17 protein-coding genes and 1 rRNA gene are annotated in these 14,473 nt (G+C 47.4%); 1 reads left to right on the forward strand and 17 read right to left on the reverse strand.

The window, feature by feature from the left end:
• Together DFQ00_RS20410 and DFQ00_RS20415 are read right to left on the reverse strand one after the other, a co-directional pair.
• Positions 1–171 (reverse strand): 16S ribosomal RNA (locus DFQ00_RS20410); the annotation flags it as partial.
• A gap of 495 nt (positions 172–666) precedes the next feature.
• A complete protein-coding gene (locus DFQ00_RS20415) occupies positions 667–1,545 on the reverse strand; it encodes a nucleotidyltransferase-like protein (RefSeq protein WP_244213938.1) in 879 nt (292 codons plus the stop codon).
• A gap of 131 nt (positions 1,546–1,676) precedes the next feature.
• Between DFQ00_RS20415 and DFQ00_RS20420 the strand changes: the two genes are divergently transcribed.
• A complete protein-coding gene (locus DFQ00_RS20420) occupies positions 1,677–2,054 on the forward strand; it encodes a DUF2614 family zinc ribbon-containing protein (RefSeq protein ID WP_110898338.1) in 378 nt (125 codons plus the stop codon).
• Positions 2,055–2,162: 108 nt separating this feature from the next.
• On the opposite strand, the gene DFQ00_RS20425 is transcribed toward DFQ00_RS20420, so the two are convergent.
• From DFQ00_RS20425 to DFQ00_RS20495, 15 genes are all read right to left on the reverse strand, one after another.
• Entirely contained in the window at positions 2,163–3,893 is a 1,731-nt protein-coding gene (locus DFQ00_RS20425) for a glycosyl hydrolase family 18 protein (protein WP_110898339.1), read from the reverse strand.
• Positions 3,894–4,050: 157 nt separating this feature from the next.
• Positions 4,051–4,476, reverse strand: coding sequence for a peroxide-responsive transcriptional repressor PerR (gene perR / locus DFQ00_RS20430; protein ID WP_110898428.1), 426 nt, complete (start codon positions 4,474–4,476; stop codon positions 4,051–4,053).
• 129 nt (positions 4,477–4,605) lie between these two features.
• Entirely contained in the window at positions 4,606–6,027 is a 1,422-nt protein-coding gene (locus DFQ00_RS20435; RefSeq protein ID WP_110898340.1) for a DUF4097 family beta strand repeat-containing protein, read from the reverse strand.
• A gap of 25 nt (positions 6,028–6,052) precedes the next feature.
• Positions 6,053–6,649 carry a hypothetical protein gene (locus DFQ00_RS20440; RefSeq protein ID WP_110898341.1) on the reverse strand — a complete coding sequence of 199 codons (597 nt, stop codon included), beginning with the start codon at positions 6,647–6,649 and terminating at the stop codon, positions 6,053–6,055.
• A gap of 150 nt (positions 6,650–6,799) precedes the next feature.
• Positions 6,800–7,510 (reverse strand): MgtC/SapB family protein, encoded by a 711-nt coding sequence (locus DFQ00_RS20445; protein ID WP_110898342.1) that lies wholly within the window; start codon positions 7,508–7,510, stop codon positions 6,800–6,802.
• A 32-nt stretch (positions 7,511–7,542) separates the two neighbouring features.
• Positions 7,543–8,010 (reverse strand): GNAT family N-acetyltransferase, encoded by a 468-nt coding sequence (locus tag DFQ00_RS20450; protein WP_110898429.1) that lies wholly within the window; start codon positions 8,008–8,010, stop codon positions 7,543–7,545.
• Positions 8,011–8,143: 133 nt separating this feature from the next.
• Positions 8,144–9,583 carry an Asp-tRNA(Asn)/Glu-tRNA(Gln) amidotransferase subunit GatB gene (gene gatB / locus DFQ00_RS20455; RefSeq protein ID WP_110898343.1) on the reverse strand — a complete coding sequence of 480 codons (1,440 nt, stop codon included), beginning with the start codon at positions 9,581–9,583 and terminating at the stop codon, positions 8,144–8,146.
• 26 nt (positions 9,584–9,609) lie between these two features.
• Positions 9,610–11,067, reverse strand: a complete 1,458-nt coding sequence (gatA, locus tag DFQ00_RS20460; protein ID WP_110898344.1) for an Asp-tRNA(Asn)/Glu-tRNA(Gln) amidotransferase subunit GatA — start codon at positions 11,065–11,067, stop codon at positions 9,610–9,612.
• Between the two features lie 27 nt (positions 11,068–11,094).
• The gene (gene gatC / locus DFQ00_RS20465) at positions 11,095–11,382 is read right to left on the reverse strand and encodes an Asp-tRNA(Asn)/Glu-tRNA(Gln) amidotransferase subunit GatC (RefSeq protein WP_110898345.1); all 288 of its coding nucleotides are present in this window, start codon (positions 11,380–11,382) and stop codon (positions 11,095–11,097) included.
• A gap of 174 nt (positions 11,383–11,556) precedes the next feature.
• Complete coding sequence (locus DFQ00_RS20470; protein ID WP_110898346.1) at positions 11,557–11,940, reverse strand: ATPase; 384 nt, start codon at positions 11,938–11,940, stop codon at positions 11,557–11,559.
• Between the two features lie 150 nt (positions 11,941–12,090).
• On the reverse strand, positions 12,091–12,327 hold the full coding sequence (locus DFQ00_RS20475; RefSeq protein WP_110898347.1) for a sigmaY antisigma factor component: 237 nt from the start codon (positions 12,325–12,327) through the stop codon (positions 12,091–12,093).
• Positions 12,320–12,658 (reverse strand): YxlC family protein, encoded by a 339-nt coding sequence (locus tag DFQ00_RS20480; RefSeq protein ID WP_110898348.1) that lies wholly within the window; start codon positions 12,656–12,658, stop codon positions 12,320–12,322. Before DFQ00_RS20480 ends, DFQ00_RS20475 begins: the two co-directional genes overlap by 8 nt.
• Positions 12,659–13,186, reverse strand: a complete 528-nt coding sequence (gene sigY / locus DFQ00_RS20485; RefSeq protein ID WP_110898349.1) for an RNA polymerase sigma factor SigY — start codon at positions 13,184–13,186, stop codon at positions 12,659–12,661.
• 121 nt (positions 13,187–13,307) lie between these two features.
• Positions 13,308–13,640, reverse strand: coding sequence for a hypothetical protein (locus tag DFQ00_RS29610; RefSeq protein WP_110898350.1), 333 nt, complete (start codon positions 13,638–13,640; stop codon positions 13,308–13,310).
• Positions 13,641–13,836: 196 nt separating this feature from the next.
• Positions 13,837–14,469, reverse strand: a complete 633-nt coding sequence (locus DFQ00_RS20495; protein WP_110898351.1) for an MBL fold metallo-hydrolase — start codon at positions 14,467–14,469, stop codon at positions 13,837–13,839.
• Between the last annotated feature and the right edge of the window lie 4 nt (positions 14,470–14,473).

The raw sequence follows: 14,473 nt of genomic DNA on the forward strand, positions 1-14,473 counted from the left end.
AGCTACCGTTTCCGGTAGTTGTCCCAAGCTTGAGGGCAGGTTGCCTACGTGTTACTCACCCGTCCGCCGCTAACCATCAGAGAAGCAAGCTTCTCTTCAAGTCCGCTCGACTTGCATGTATTAGGCATGCCGCCAGCGTTCGTCCTGAGCCAGGATCAAACTCTCCAATAAAGATGAATTCCGCAGCGTCGTTCAACGCTGTGCAACTCATCGGGGTATCGAAAAGAGCGATAAGCTCATTTTGAATCTGACGAGATTGTTAATCTCATTGTTGTTCCAGTTTTCATACAGCCAGATGGCTTGTATCAAAAACCTTCACGTTCATTCTGCAAGCAGAATGATTACTCACTCGTTGTTCAGTTTTCAAAGATCAAACACGATTTGTTTACTTCTTTTTTCGTCTCTACCAAGTTTCGGCGGCGACTTGAATAATGTAACACATTTCGTTTGTTTTCGTCAAGAACTTTTTTATTTCTCTTTGTGAATCTTTTTTGTTCTTCACTTTTCCACAAATATTTTAGCAAATCACTCATTTGGGGAACGAAATATAATGTACCATATTCTCCAGACAGGAGTCAACACCAAACTTATAAATTATTAAACAAACAAAAAAGGAAGGTTTCCCCTCCTTTATACAGTACATCACATTATAAATGTTTGCTCATGTCATGCTTCAATCCAATAACGAATTTCGCGACCCTCGCCTTCCAGTGAGGGCCAGCCTGCTGATTCCTTTACAATAGAACGAAGTACCAGTTTACGAAGCACAAGAGGAAGGTCCTCCCGAACAAATCTCAGTTGAGGATGATGAACAAGCTCATGAATACTCCACGGCTCCTTCCGGCTTCTGATCACACGCAGCAGCAGTTCGGAGCATTCCCCCATCTTGGACATGACCGAAAATTCACACGCGAGCAAAATCAATTCTACCCGCTGTTCCAACGTTTCGGAACTTACCGTGAGCTCCTGATAAAGCTTCCACAGTGCACGATCCAACTGCTGTATATGAGTCCAGACGGCATGATCAGGGTATATCCCCTGCTCGATAAGTACAATTCTGGCCCAGTTTCCCAAAGCCTTCAGCGCATCATAATACGCATCCACAACATGTCCCTGCTGAATATGACGCTTGGCCTCAACGTACATTCTCAGAAAACCGGTGAACTCATGAAACAGCTTTTGCTCCCTTAGCTCATTGCCGAATGAAGATAATTCTTCACGCAGTTGAGTGATCTGTTCATCCGTCTCCCAGATGATTTCTCCCTCAATCAGGCATTGCATGAGATTGTAGTGTTCTCCTGTAACTGCAGTAATCTGCAATTCAGACCAGCTGGCATAGATCAACTGATAACGAAGGTCACCGTATCTGTAATGTTCAACAGTTGATGTAGACTGATCTGTATTGAGTACAATTAGTACCAGCAAGTCAAAATCCTGAATCAGGGAGCCGTGGAATCGCTCTCCCGGATGGGAGTATGCGATAGCCCCAACTGCCCCTGTCTCTTCCGACTGTTCAGACAAAAAAGCAAGGTTCTTTAGTTCCACGATTCCCTCCATACAATTTATACAATTCATGGCAGAATGGCGCCAAGTCAGTTATAATGTAATTCTACATGAAGTACAACGTTTCCTGCTTTTTCGAGTCCAATACTACTCATACGATAGGAGCATTTTTCATGATTTTTAAATCAGCAAAAATTAATGCTTTTCGCACTTGGGGATTACTGCTAACCATGCTAGGAATGGGCCTAATGATCCTGGGTACGGCCGGAATTGTGTTCTGGGGTCACGCAGGGAAAGTATTCGCAGCTGTAGGACTGGTTATAGGACTTGTCGCCATGCTTGGCAGTTTAGTCATTTATTTCTGGGCGGGGATGCTCTCCACCAGCGCAGTACAGGTCGACTGTCCAGAATGCGGCAAGTTGACCAAAATGCTGGGCAAGACAGACCGCTGTATGTTTTGTCATACAATCCTTACGATGGACCCAAGCAAGGCCAATACGATGAGTAAGCCTATAGAAATAAACACTCCTCCCGCCACACCTACCGAATAACTACATGCCCCCTGCATTTTAAAAAAAAAACAAAGAAGGCCCGGTAAACTCTACCGGACCTTCTTGTGATTCTAACTGAATCATATAATGTAGATGATTAGTTCAACATCATTTAGAGTAACCCGCTTGCTTGAGTGTTTCCCATGCCGATGCATTGGCAAAGCTTCTGTTCCATGCAGCTACTCCGCCCAGCTTGAGCGAAGCCATAAGCTCTACCCTTGCCTGCAAGGATACCGCATCTTCAATCCAGATTTTTTGAACAGCTCCATCTTCCTTATACTCCACATAGTTCTGTCCACTTGCCTGATCCAGTACAGGTTTAAGCTTCTTCTTCTTGATCAGTTCCTGAACAGCGTTCATCCCTACAGCCTTGGAGGATACCTTAATCTCCCCTTGCTCATTTGCTTTTTCTGTCCAGATACGTGTGTACAAAGGAACTGCCATAACCAGCTTGTTCGCTGGCACCTCATCTTCATCCAATATGCGCCGCACCGAAGACTCTGTCCATGGAAGCGAGGCTACAGAGCCTGCTTTGGGGCTGGCCGCCCAGTGCTCATCATATGCCATCACCATAATATAATCAGCAAATGCTCCTAATCCCCGCCGATCCAAAAAAGCAGACCACATTTCACTATTCGACTTTGGCGTGACATCGACGGATAACATCAGTCCATGGATGCGAGCCATCGCCTTTATTTCACGAACGAACTGGGTCACGTTAGGGCCATCATCGGTATACACATTTTCAAAATCAATATTAATGCCATCCAGCCGGAACGCTTGCGCATACGCCAACATCTGTTCAATGATATGTGTACGATTGGCATAAGTTGATAGCGCGTCCTTGGTAATGTCCGGATTAAAGCTGTTATCCATCAGTCCCCATACTTCCATCCCTGAACGATGAGCCCAGTTGACGTAGGCCTGATCCGCCTTGCTTTTCACTGTCCCTTTGCCATCCGTAATATGGAACCATGTCGGGCTGACTACATTAACTCCCGGCATCTTCCCGATGGAACCCACGTCAGGCTGACGATTGTAGACCGCTTCCCAGACGAGATTGACCGGTTTGTTTTTCCACTTTTTCTCCGCAGCGGTTGATGTAAACTTCGGCGTATCGAGTGTTTTTTTCTCACCCAAAACAATATAGTCATTATTCACATAACCGGCATAACCGTTATCCATCTGTACAAAGCTTCGATCCTTCCCGGTCTGCCATACGTGTATTCTGGTGTTCTGCTGCATATCGGCAAGAATAGGTGAAGATTCATCACCACGTTTATATAAAGGGACCGTTTCCTCCTCATCCGACGACTTCGTATCAATTACTGCATATTGTATCGTATCCCCGCCACGCATCAGAATCACCGCACCTGTCGTCGCATCCTCCTGTACGGTAAGGCCGTACACCTCTTTCAGCGGTTGAAGGGGAATATATGCTTCATTTGCCTTGACCTCCGGCTTCACCTTCAGCGGATAATCCTGATGATTCAGCTCTGCCTTGGTACTGTCTTCTTTCATATGAAGCACACGTTGCGGCGAAGCAATAATGATATCCCCCGAGTCAGGCTCGTACCTGATCCCCGGATCAATCGTTTCTTGCAGCACCTTCACTGGAAGTTTAAGCTGACTGCCTGTACCTAAGGCTTCTTCGTCCATAAACTGTCCCTCTACAAAAATAGGCTGATTTCTTCCGAGCCAATCCGGGTCTTCATAGACCTTGTTAAACCACAGACTCGTAATAAGCCAGTAAGCACCGCCAGCCACAAGACAAGCTCCGAGTAATCCCGGCCAAAATGAACGTCGTTTACGACGTGTATATTTGCTTTTTCTACCCAAACGACTACCTCCGTTAATTCCATCATGTTAGTAAAAATCCATGAAGACTAATGTTCCAGCCCTGGTATTGTGCCTTGCTTGTTTCAATTGTCTGTAAAAAAATAAAAAACGTGAAGAATCCATACTGAATTCCACACGTCAATATTGTAAATCATCTCTATTGATCCCTGCAACTTTTGCATACACCATATACTTCCAATCGGTGACCATGCACTTCAAAGCCCGTGCTTGAAGCCGCTTGAAGCTCAACACTCTTTAACGAAGGATAGCTAAAGTCTTCAATCTTGCCGCATTGGTCACATATCACATGATAATGATCCGTTACATTGGCATCAAAGCGGCTTGAATTATCACCGTAAGTCAGTTCCCGGACCATACCGGCTTCCAGAAACATTTTCAGATTGTTATATACAGTCGCCACGCTCATACTCGGAAATTGGGGTTCGAGCGCCCGGTAAATTTCATCAGCTGTCGGATGCCCCATCGATTCCATTAAATAATTTAATATGGCATGACGCTGGGGTGTAATACGGACACCGGTCGTTTTGAGCTGCTCCAACGCATGTTGGACACGTGTTGCCATAAAGCCCACCGCCTTACCTTTCATTGTATCGACGTCTTACCTTCCCTTGGCTGGACGCCTTACCATTCATTCGCTGGTCGTGTAACCTTGCCAGTGTACATTTATTGTACGGCGATTGCAAGTTTATTGTCAACGCGACGATGCGGGGTCATCGGCTGTATCCGGGTTGGAATTCACACCTGAATCCGTCGTTTGTCCCTCGTTTCCATTACCCTCCTGCGATTCAATTGGATTATTGTCCAGACCAGGAACTTTCGGATTCCGCTGAACGGTCAGGTCGCTGTTACCTTCGATTTTGATGCTATACTCCCCTTCACCTAGCTGCCCTTCAATCGTTTTGTTCTTGACGTTGAATGGCATATCCGTTCGCAGATCTCCGTAACTGCTGGAGCCAGTCAAGCTGTAATCACCACGTTCGGGAATCACAATGTTAATTGCCCCGACGGCACTGTATACATCCCAATCTCCCCCCACTTTGGTTGAGACGATATGAATGCTGCCATTTAATGACTGAGCTTTAACACCGAGATTGGCACTATCCAGCGTAATATTTCCGTTTCGTGTCTCCGCAATAAACTCGCCCAAGGAGTCTGTAATGCTGATGTTCCCCACTTGCGTGGTCAAATCCACATCTCCTGAAACGCCACGCGCCTTCATATCCCCTCGATTACTATCCATATCTACATTGCCTGTCGCGTTGGCTACAATCACGTCCCCGTTCAGTGTCTTGCCCGTAATATCACCGACCGCATTGGTAATACGAATTCTTCCGTTGCCCGTCTCTGCAACAATCGTTTTGATCGCCTCAGGACGGTTTAGCAAAATGGCGCCGTTGGACGTACGGATATCCAGATTAAACCGACGATCATCCGGGATGGTTATAGTCATATTCATACGCGGTTGTGTTTTTTCATTGTCACCATATGCCTTACCTGTCGTTTTGATCCGTATAACCTTGTCCCCTTCAGCCTCGACAAAGGAAGACGCCGCCACAGCCTTGGCCTGCACTTCAGACGCCTGATCAACCCAGACCACCGTTTTCACCTGAATCTCATTCGTATCTCCACGCTGTAGCGTTATGTCCCCATTGACCCCTTCAACCACGATATCCGAAGTGTCCATCCGTACAGGCACCCCGATGACACCCTTGTCCTCCATATATCCGGCAGCCTGGCTATAATCCATGGAGGCAGCGCCCAGATTGAGACTTACCCGGTTCCATAAATGCATGTAGTGATCCTGTTCGGTCACAATAAATACGGAAGCTGTCAATATTAAAGAAGACAGTATGCCCTTGGCATCCGGTCTAAAGCGTCTTTTTTGGGGTTCATCTCCTGAAGATATGTGTTCTGAATCTCGTCTGCCTCTTCCGCGCGTCCACAGAAACAACACAATCCACTCCACACCGAAGCTGACCAGTAAAAATGGCCACCAGTCCACGACCTCATATAGGTAGTCTGTTCCCCACCGTTTATCCAAAATAAGCAGCACACCGACTGCTATAATCAAGGCCGCAGCCGTATATCGTCCAACCCGGATTTTACGGTTCATTCCTTTCCCTCCCTGCACGATTACCCTATGTTTTCTTCCTGCGCAGCATACCCCAGATTTCCCGGCCAAACAGCAGCAAGCCGCCTGCTATCATGAGAACTGCGAAGGAATATGCTCCATACATCGCGATCAGTTCCTGAAACCAGCGTGGTTTGCGGAAAAACAGCACCATCAGCGCTCCGCCCACAATAAGCAACAGTCCAAACGAAATGCCCCGCTCCCATACCATCATTCGCTCCCGCTCTGGACGTTCACCGGGCACCGGCTTGTCCATGTTCGCTTGTGTCACAGCACGCCGTCTGCGCATCATCACCCAGTCAGCCGATTGCAACACGTCATAAACATTGTAGAAATAGATGACGGGAATACATAGCGCGAGCAAAATTAGCAGCGGCACATTGATCTGTATACCGATGGAGGAGAAATATAGCAAAGCCGATAAATCAAGTAATACGAGCAGTATATAAGTCAAACCGCGCATGTACAGCCGCAAATAAATATGACCCAGCCCTGGAATGACAGCGCCAAGCAAACCCGCAATGAATTTATGCGTTTTATTTCTCACCTTTTTGGGCTTCTTCGCCCTTACCGTTCGCTTGCCGTCTGTGTGACCCTTCTTCATAACATACTCCTTTCCCCGGAAAATGTTCACTTCCGCCCATCGTGCATTTGGTTAGATAGTACCCTAAAGCGCCATAAGAGTAACTGGAAGAAAAATGGATATTACGAAAAACCCTCCGCCGTTGCTACACTCGGAGGGTTGAGATTTTCTTTATTCAATAGAGACTTTGGTCATGTGCTCCCACTGCCTCAGCTTGGAGACTATTTCTATCGTTTTAAATTCATGCGGCACCTGCACGTGCAGCACAATTTCTATTTTCCGTTCAACAGGTGTGACTTCTGCATAAGAAAGATCCTGCTCATTGACCGTAATTTTACGAATTTTAATCTTCTCCTGCTCCATAAAAGACGACACCTTCTCTAATGTCCCAGGCTCGGACAAGGTATGCAGGGTAATCACATGCAGCTTGTTACCACGTAAATATCGTAGCTCTAATTTGTTAAAGACCCATAGATTCAGGAGCACAAGCACGGTTGAAACGATGGAGGCAAAAAAGAAACCCGCCCCTGCCGCAAGACCAATCGCCGCGACAACCCAGATCGAAGCTGCGGTTGTAAGCCCAGTAATGGATTTGCCTGTGAAAAGTATCGTTCCCGCTCCCAAGAAACCAACGCCGGTGATCACTGCAGTAGCCAGACGTGCCGGGTCAATCCTGACGTTTAATTCATGTGCAAAATCCTTAAAACCATAAATAGACAGCATCATAATTAGTGCTGATCCAAGACAAACCAGAATATGCGTCCGAAGGCCGGCCGCATGGTTGGAGCGCTCGCGTTCCAATCCGACCAGGCCGCCAAGCAGCATGGCAAGCAGTAAACGAAGTAAAATATGCCATTCATCAATAAACCAAGGACCACTCAACGTCGTAGTTCCCCCCTAAGTTGTTCACATGCTTAAAGTTTATTCTTATAAAATGTCGTTAATTCCACTCCCGGTGCAATCTGTACCGCTTCCACGGGTTCAAAGCCAAATCGTCTGTACAGATTCACTGCGGGTTGATTGAGTGTGCCTGTAGATACGATGTATCGAGGCACGTCTGGATGCTCTGCAAAAACATGCTGCATGAGTGAAGCTGCAATGCCTTTGCGGAAATGATCGGGATGAACCATCATACGTGTAATCGTCAGTGTGTTTTTTTCTTCCTCCGCCACGGCGACCGCACCAAGCAGTTCCCCATCCTGTTCATCCAAGCATACGTAGAAGGTTTCTCCACAGTTCTGCAAGGTTTCCATCGTATCCAGCAAAGGCGGAATATCCTGAAATCCGATCATCTTTGCTTCCAGCCGGTAAGCCACATGCTGTAGCCTCCACAACTGACCTAACGTATCTTCGTCATGCAGTGATAATGATTGAATACTCATCATTAAAAACAGCTCCCTCGTCTCAGGCTAAATAAACCGTTGGACCCAAACAATACGATACGTCAGCGTATTTCATAGCAAAAAGAGGCTGTCACAGGGACGAGCCTCTTTCTGTCCGGCTTCACCGGAAGGATTAGCGGTTCAGTACGTCTGTAAGCAGTTGATTAGCTAAGGCTGGATTCGCCTTGCCTTTACTTTCTTTCATGACCTGACCTACGAGGAAACCGATTGCCTTTTGTTTACCTGCCTTGTAATCCTCCACGGATTGTGGGTTGTTTGCAACCACCTGCTCTACAATGGCAAGAATGGCTCCTTCGTCACTGATCTGAACAAGCCCCTTCTCTTCAACAATCTGCTGTGGAAGCTTGCCGCTCTCCAGCATTTCCTTAAATACGGTTTTGGCGATTTTGCTGTTGATTGTGCCTTTCTCCAGCAAACCAATCATCTCGCCAAGCCCTTGACCCGTCAGCGGCACCTGTGTTACCTCAAGGTTATTCGTATTGAGATATCCTAACAGGTCACCCATAATCCAGTTGGATACGGATTTGGCATCCTGTGTATATTTGAGACTGTCTTCAAACAGATCAGCAATCGCTTTGGAGGACGTAATCACCTCGGCATCATAGCTTGGCAGACCATAATCTGCTGTATAACGGGCTTTACGTTGATCCGGCAGCTCTGGAATAGAAGCTCGGATACGCTCTTTCCATTCGGCATCTATATGCAACTTCACCAGATCCGGGTCCGGGAAATAACGGTAATCATGCGCCTGCTCTTTACCACGCATGGACAATGTTTTGCCCTGAGCCTCGTCCCAGCGGCGTGTCTCCTGAACGACTTCGCCACCTTCGTCGAGAATTTCAGCCTGACGATACTGCTCATATTCCAGACCGCGCTGTACACCGCGGAAGGAGTTCATGTTTTTCAGCTCCGCCCGAATACCGAGCTTCTCCTGTCCATGCGGGCGCAAGCTGATGTTGGCGTCACAACGCAAGGACCCCTCTTCCATCTTCACATCCGACACTTCGCAGTACTGCATGATCGCACGCAGCTTTTCCAGATATGCACGCGCTTCTTCCGGGGAAGAAATTTCCGGCTCGGATACAATCTCCACGAGCGGAGTTCCGACACGGTTAAAGTCTACCAGGGAAGCGTAGCCGCCATCTACGTGTGTAAGCTTCCCTGCGTCTTCCTCCAGATGCAGACGAGTAATACCGATACGTTTGGTTTCGCCATTCACTTCAATATCAATCCAGCCATTCTCACCGATTGGCTGATCAAATTGTGAAATCTGATACGCTTTAGGTGAGTCCGGGTAAAAGTAGTTTTTACGGTCAAACTTGCTGACATCAGCAATGGTACAGTTCAGCGCCATCGCTGCTTTCATGGCATAGTCAACAGCCTGGCGATTCAGCACGGGCAATACACCCGGGTGCCCGAGACAGACAGGACAGGTGTGTGTGTTCGGCGGGGCTCCAAAAGCGGTGGAGCAGCCACAGAAAATTTTGGAGTTGGTATGTAACTCCACGTGGACTTCGAGTCCAACGACCGTTTCATATTTAGATGCGGACATTTCGTTTTACCTCCGTTCCTGGCAGTCTACAGCTGCGGACGCTGCTTGTGGAATGCTGTATTTTGTTCATACGCATGTGCTACGCGCAATACGGTTGTTTCATCAAAAGCTTTACCGATAATTTGCAAGCCAACAGGCAGCCCGTCTGCGAATCCGCAAGGGATGCTGACAGCTGGAACACCCGCCAAGCTAACCGGGATGGTTAAAATATCGTTCAGATACATCGTAAGCGGATTGTCTACTTGAGACCCGAGCTTAAATGCCGGTGTTGGCGCTGTAGGCCCAATGATAACGTCATAGTTGGCAAACACATCATCAAAATCCTGTTTGATCAGTGTGCGCACCTTTTGAGCTTTCAAATAATACGCATCATAGTAACCGGAGCTGAGTGCATACGTTCCAAGCATAATACGACGTTTCACTTCCGGACCAAAGCCCTGACTTCTGGACTGGTGATACAGATCCAGCAGATTCTCCGGATTTTCTGCACGCACGCCATAACGAACGCCGTCGAAACGAGCCAGATTAGAGGACGCCTCAGAAGAAGAAAGCAAATAATAGGTTGCAACTGCATATTCGGTATGTGGCAAAGACACCTCGTCCCACGTAGCACCGAGGCCTTCCAGCACTTTAAGCGCAGCAAGAATAGTCTCTTTAACCTGTGGATCCACGCCTTCCCCGATATATTCTTTCGGTACGGCGATACGCAATCCTTTTACATCACCCGTCAGTCCGCTCAAATAATCCGGGATATCTACTTTGGCAGATGTCGAATCTTTGGCATCATAACCAGCAATGGCTTGCAGTACATAAGCAGAATCTTCTACATTTTTAGTCAAAGGTCCGATCTGGTCGAGAGATGATGCAAATGCCACCAAACCAAAACGGGACACCAGTCCGTACGTTGGCTTCAAACCAACGACTCCGCAATAGGAAGCAGGCTGACGAATGGAACCACCCGTATCTGATCCAAGCGTGAAGTACGCTTCACCCGCAGCAACTGCAGCAGCTGAACCGCCGGACGATCCTCCCGGAACACGATCTAGCGCCCATGGATTATGCACAGGCGAGAAGCTGGAATTTTCGTTGGAACCGCCCATGGCGAATTCATCCATGTTCAGTTTGCCAAGAGTTACCGTACCAGCCGCTGTCAGCTTTTCGACAACAGTTGCATCATATACGGGGTCAAAGTTGCGAAGAAACTGGCTTCCGCAGGTGGTGCGCAGCCCGTTTGTTACAATGTTATCCTTAATGCCTACTGGTAGACCAAACAGCAAGCCTTTCTCCTCACCACTCACAAGACGATCATCGAGCTGACGTGCGCGCGCACGTGCGTTCTCCTCGTCCAGTGTCAAATACGCCTTCACCTTGTCATCATGCGCACCGATATTCATATACGCCTCATTTACCAGATCGCTGACTGACAGCTCCTTGGCATGCAGCTTGTTATGTAGCTCAGGTAGCGAATGTTCAAATAAACTCACAGTGCTTGTCCTCCTTCCGATTATCCGTTATTCCATGACAGCAGGCACTTTGAACTGCCCGTCTTCCTCTTCTGGTGCATTGTGCATAACCTGTTCAATGGACAGGCTTTCCTTGGTCTCATCTTCACGCATGACGTTGCTGACATGCAATACATGAGTGGTCGGCTCAATGCTGTCTGTATCCAGCTCGTTCAGCTTCTCTGCATATTTTAAGATCGCGTTCAGTTGGCCTGTCAGCGTCTGTTCTTCTTCAGCAGTCAGATTAAGCCGAGCCAGCTTGGCCACATGCTGAACGTCATTATTCGAAATACTCATTACCGGATGCCTCCTTCATTCGTTCTGTGCCTGGGACAGTACCTGAAAACAAAGCGTTCGTTTAACGGGCTAAAGTCCCAAGATAACTTTTCTAATTATAGGTGAGATAGTTCGACAATTCAATGCAAATGCAAAAAAGGAGCCGGCATCAGCCGACTCCTGAAATTCGAACACTTAAATCCATGCACGCAGATTAACCTGCTTTATAAAATCCGCTTGGGACATCATTTCGTTCGCGGTTTCTTCTTCCTCTTCCACAGCTTGAAGCTCTCCGTTCATCAAGTGATGAAACAGCTTCTCGTTATGTGTCGCAAGGGCGTAATCTATCAACGCTTCTCGCTCGACCCGCTCAGCTTCCTGCTTCAGCAGAACCTCTTCCAGATCGACGTCACCGGATGGAACAAAAAAGTTCCGATTAACCAGCGGCACTCGAAGCACGTAATCGAACGCATTGTCCGGATTCCGGTCATAAGCGATGATGTATCCATATTCCCCCACAGGAAGATTCTGCTCAAACGCATCCGCGACGATGACAACCTTCTCTCCTAATCGCAGCATCGTCTAACCTCCTGATAGTCTATCATTCATATTTATTTGTATAGTCTACTAGAAAAGAATAACGATGTCTAGGAATACTAGCTTCAAACAACATATTTGTGCAAAATCTTTTTATATAGCTCACGCTACCTCTTATCTGACGTGCTCATGTTATCTGTTACGCTTGCTTCTTGTGTGTCGTTTACGGTCTGTTCGAATCACTACCAGCCAATAAATCAGCAGCGGTCCGGGGAAGCTGGTAATGCCCCACAATCCCCATAACCAGGGAAAACGGTCCCGTTTGCGTGCATCCTGAAACATCCATGTGCCTTGAATCAGGAGCATCAACGCCAGTATAGCGAGCAGAATCGGAGGAATCTCATCCAATGAATAATGTAATTTATTCATGATGCACCGTCCCCTTCCGATGCCGGACAAACCATAAAGCAGCAGCGACGATTGCAATAGCTGTGCCTAATACTTGTATGCCCAAATATACAGCAGGAGCAGAAACAAATAGTAATATTCCCAGTGTAATCACCATCAGCGCGACGAGCCAGAAGCAGAGCATTTCAACCAGATTGGCTCTGCGCTTGATGCGCCTCTGCTCTCTGACAAAAGTTTCGAGTGACGCAAGCGATGGAATATCTGCCGGTTCACATACATCATCCAGCACTTCCATAGACTGTTGCAGCTGCTGCAATAGCTCCTTTTCCTGTGTCTCATCAGATCCGCTCATCTACTCCAGCTCCTTTCTCAATTGACGGAGACCATAAGCTGTGCGAGATTTGGCTGTTCCGGCAGGTATGCCCAGCATTGCCCCAATCTCATCATAACTATAGCCATAATAATGTTTCAGCAGCACCGTAATGCGATGCTCGGGAGTTAACCTTGTCATCGCATCCATCACGTCCGTCCATTCTTCGTTTCGACTTTCGATCTTCCAGCGAAAACGACGAATTGCTTGCTGGCGAGCCAGATCAAGCCAGCTCTGCTCTCTCTTCCTGCGCCTGATCCTGTCAATATATATTCGGGTTGCGATGGTGATTATCCAAGATGAGAACGCTGATGTGCCATCATACCGCCGTATATTCTCCATACATCGAACCATGGTGTCCTGCACAATCTCTTCCGCCTGATTAGAGTCCATTGTAACTTTGACAAGGTATTTGTACACATAGGAATAATGGCGCTGCAGCAGTGCCGCCAGTGCGCTGTCATCTCCCTCTGCCGCCCTGCGAACTTCCTCCAGCTCAGCCGTTTGCATTATGGTTATCACCTGCCTCCTGTTCGATCTGAAGATAATACGACGGACTAAGTCGAAACGTTCAACACCAAATGATTACATGGCAATCTTAAAATAAAGAATGCGACAATTTCCCGGGCAATCAGACTCCATTTCGGTATTCCTGCAGTTTGTCGAACCAACGTTGATTGTTGGCTCCGTTTCGTAACACATGACGATGCCAAATATTTTTTGGCTGGAGCTTCGTGTTCTGAATCATCTGTTTTGTCTCTAATCTCTGGGACTGCTTGTATTTATAACTAGTCGTAAGACCATCGTTAGGTATGTATATGTTCTGACTGACTGATTCTCTGATCATTGAATGCACTACGGAACTTGCCACAGGTCCTCGATCATCCAGACAGGTGTATTCCGTCACTTGCTTTAGCTGAAGTACATTTATTTTCTTCACATCCACTTCCCTCACTTTCGTCATCAAAATAACTTCAAACAGCTCCAAAAACAAAAAAAGAACGCAAACCGGGTATGGACCACAGTCTGCGTGCTTCGCGAGTTAGGGTGCTTCTATTCAACGCTTTAGTTAAGTGATGCCTTAATGCTTGTAACAACTAATAGCTATTCTAATGAAAAAATTGCCGCTTGTCCAGACCCTTTTCACACAAACTGTCGAATTATCTTGAAGGAACATAAGGGTTGTTCTGTTTCTCATACCCTATCGTTGTTTTGGGACCATGACCCGGATACACAACAACATCGTCAGAAAATTGATACAGCCTGTTCTGTATGGAATCCACCAGATCGCGTTCACGACCTCCTGTCAGGTCCGTTCTGCCTACGCCCATCCGAAAGAGCACATCCCCGGCAAACAAATCCTTTCCACAGAGCAGGCTTACGCTGCCGGGCGAATGACCTGGTGTATGGAAAACCTGAAAGGAGTGGCCGATCAGATTCAGCTTCTGACCTTCACCCAGAGCAAATTCTGCGGGTGATGCTGTAATTGGCGGTGTGACCTGCGGCCAGTTCAACGAGCCATTCAGCTTTGCCGAAGGAAGCCAATCGCTCTCAAGATCATGCAAATATACGGGACAGCCCTTAAGCTTGCGAATCTCCTCCACACCACCAATATGATCGAAGTGAGCATGAGTCAGAAGAATCGCTTCAATCTCCAGATCGTGAATCGCCTTGAGCAGCGGGCCAGGATTCATTCCGGGATCAACTATAACCGCTTTGCCCAGGTCCTCCCCCTGTAACAGGTAGGCATTGGTTTGCAGTGGCCCGAGTGTAAATGTACGAATATTCAGCATATGA

It is taken from the genome of Paenibacillus barcinonensis (assembly GCF_003217495.1).
Taxonomy (GTDB): domain Bacteria; phylum Bacillota; class Bacilli; order Paenibacillales; family Paenibacillaceae; genus Paenibacillus; species Paenibacillus barcinonensis.

What these genes read in the sequence shown, in the direction of transcription:
- DFQ00_RS20480 (WP_110898348.1), bottom strand. Translation starts at nt 12,658, where the DNA reads ATGAGCGGATCTGATGAGACACAGGAAAAGGAGCTATTGCAGCAGCTG.
- DFQ00_RS20470 (WP_110898346.1), bottom strand. Translation starts at nt 11,940, where the DNA reads ATGCTGCGATTAGGAGAGAAGGTTGTCATCGTCGCGGATGCGTTTGAG.
- sigY (WP_110898349.1), bottom strand. Translation starts at nt 13,186, where the DNA reads ATGCAAACGGCTGAGCTGGAGGAAGTTCGCAGGGCGGCAGAGGGAGAT.
- DFQ00_RS20420 (WP_110898338.1), top strand. Translation starts at nt 1,677, where the DNA reads ATGATTTTTAAATCAGCAAAAATTAATGCTTTTCGCACTTGGGGATTA.
- DFQ00_RS20495 (WP_110898351.1), bottom strand. Translation starts at nt 14,469, where the DNA reads ATGCTGAATATTCGTACATTTACACTCGGGCCACTGCAAACCAATGCC.
- gatB (WP_110898343.1), bottom strand. Translation starts at nt 9,583, where the DNA reads ATGTCCGCATCTAAATATGAAACGGTCGTTGGACTCGAAGTCCACGTG.
- gatC (WP_110898345.1), bottom strand. Translation starts at nt 11,382, where the DNA reads ATGAGTATTTCGAATAATGACGTTCAGCATGTGGCCAAGCTGGCTCGG.
- perR (WP_110898428.1), bottom strand. Translation starts at nt 4,476, where the DNA reads ATGGCAACACGTGTCCAACATGCGTTGGAGCAGCTCAAAACGACCGGT.
- DFQ00_RS29610 (WP_110898350.1), bottom strand. Translation starts at nt 13,640, where the DNA reads ATGACGAAAGTGAGGGAAGTGGATGTGAAGAAAATAAATGTACTTCAG.
- DFQ00_RS20435 (WP_110898340.1), bottom strand. Translation starts at nt 6,027, where the DNA reads ATGAACCGTAAAATCCGGGTTGGACGATATACGGCTGCGGCCTTGATT.
- DFQ00_RS20475 (WP_110898347.1), bottom strand. Translation starts at nt 12,327, where the DNA reads ATGAATAAATTACATTATTCATTGGATGAGATTCCTCCGATTCTGCTC.
- DFQ00_RS20450 (WP_110898429.1), bottom strand. Translation starts at nt 8,010, where the DNA reads ATGAGTATTCAATCATTATCACTGCATGACGAAGATACGTTAGGTCAG.
- DFQ00_RS20440 (WP_110898341.1), bottom strand. Translation starts at nt 6,649, where the DNA reads ATGAAGAAGGGTCACACAGACGGCAAGCGAACGGTAAGGGCGAAGAAG.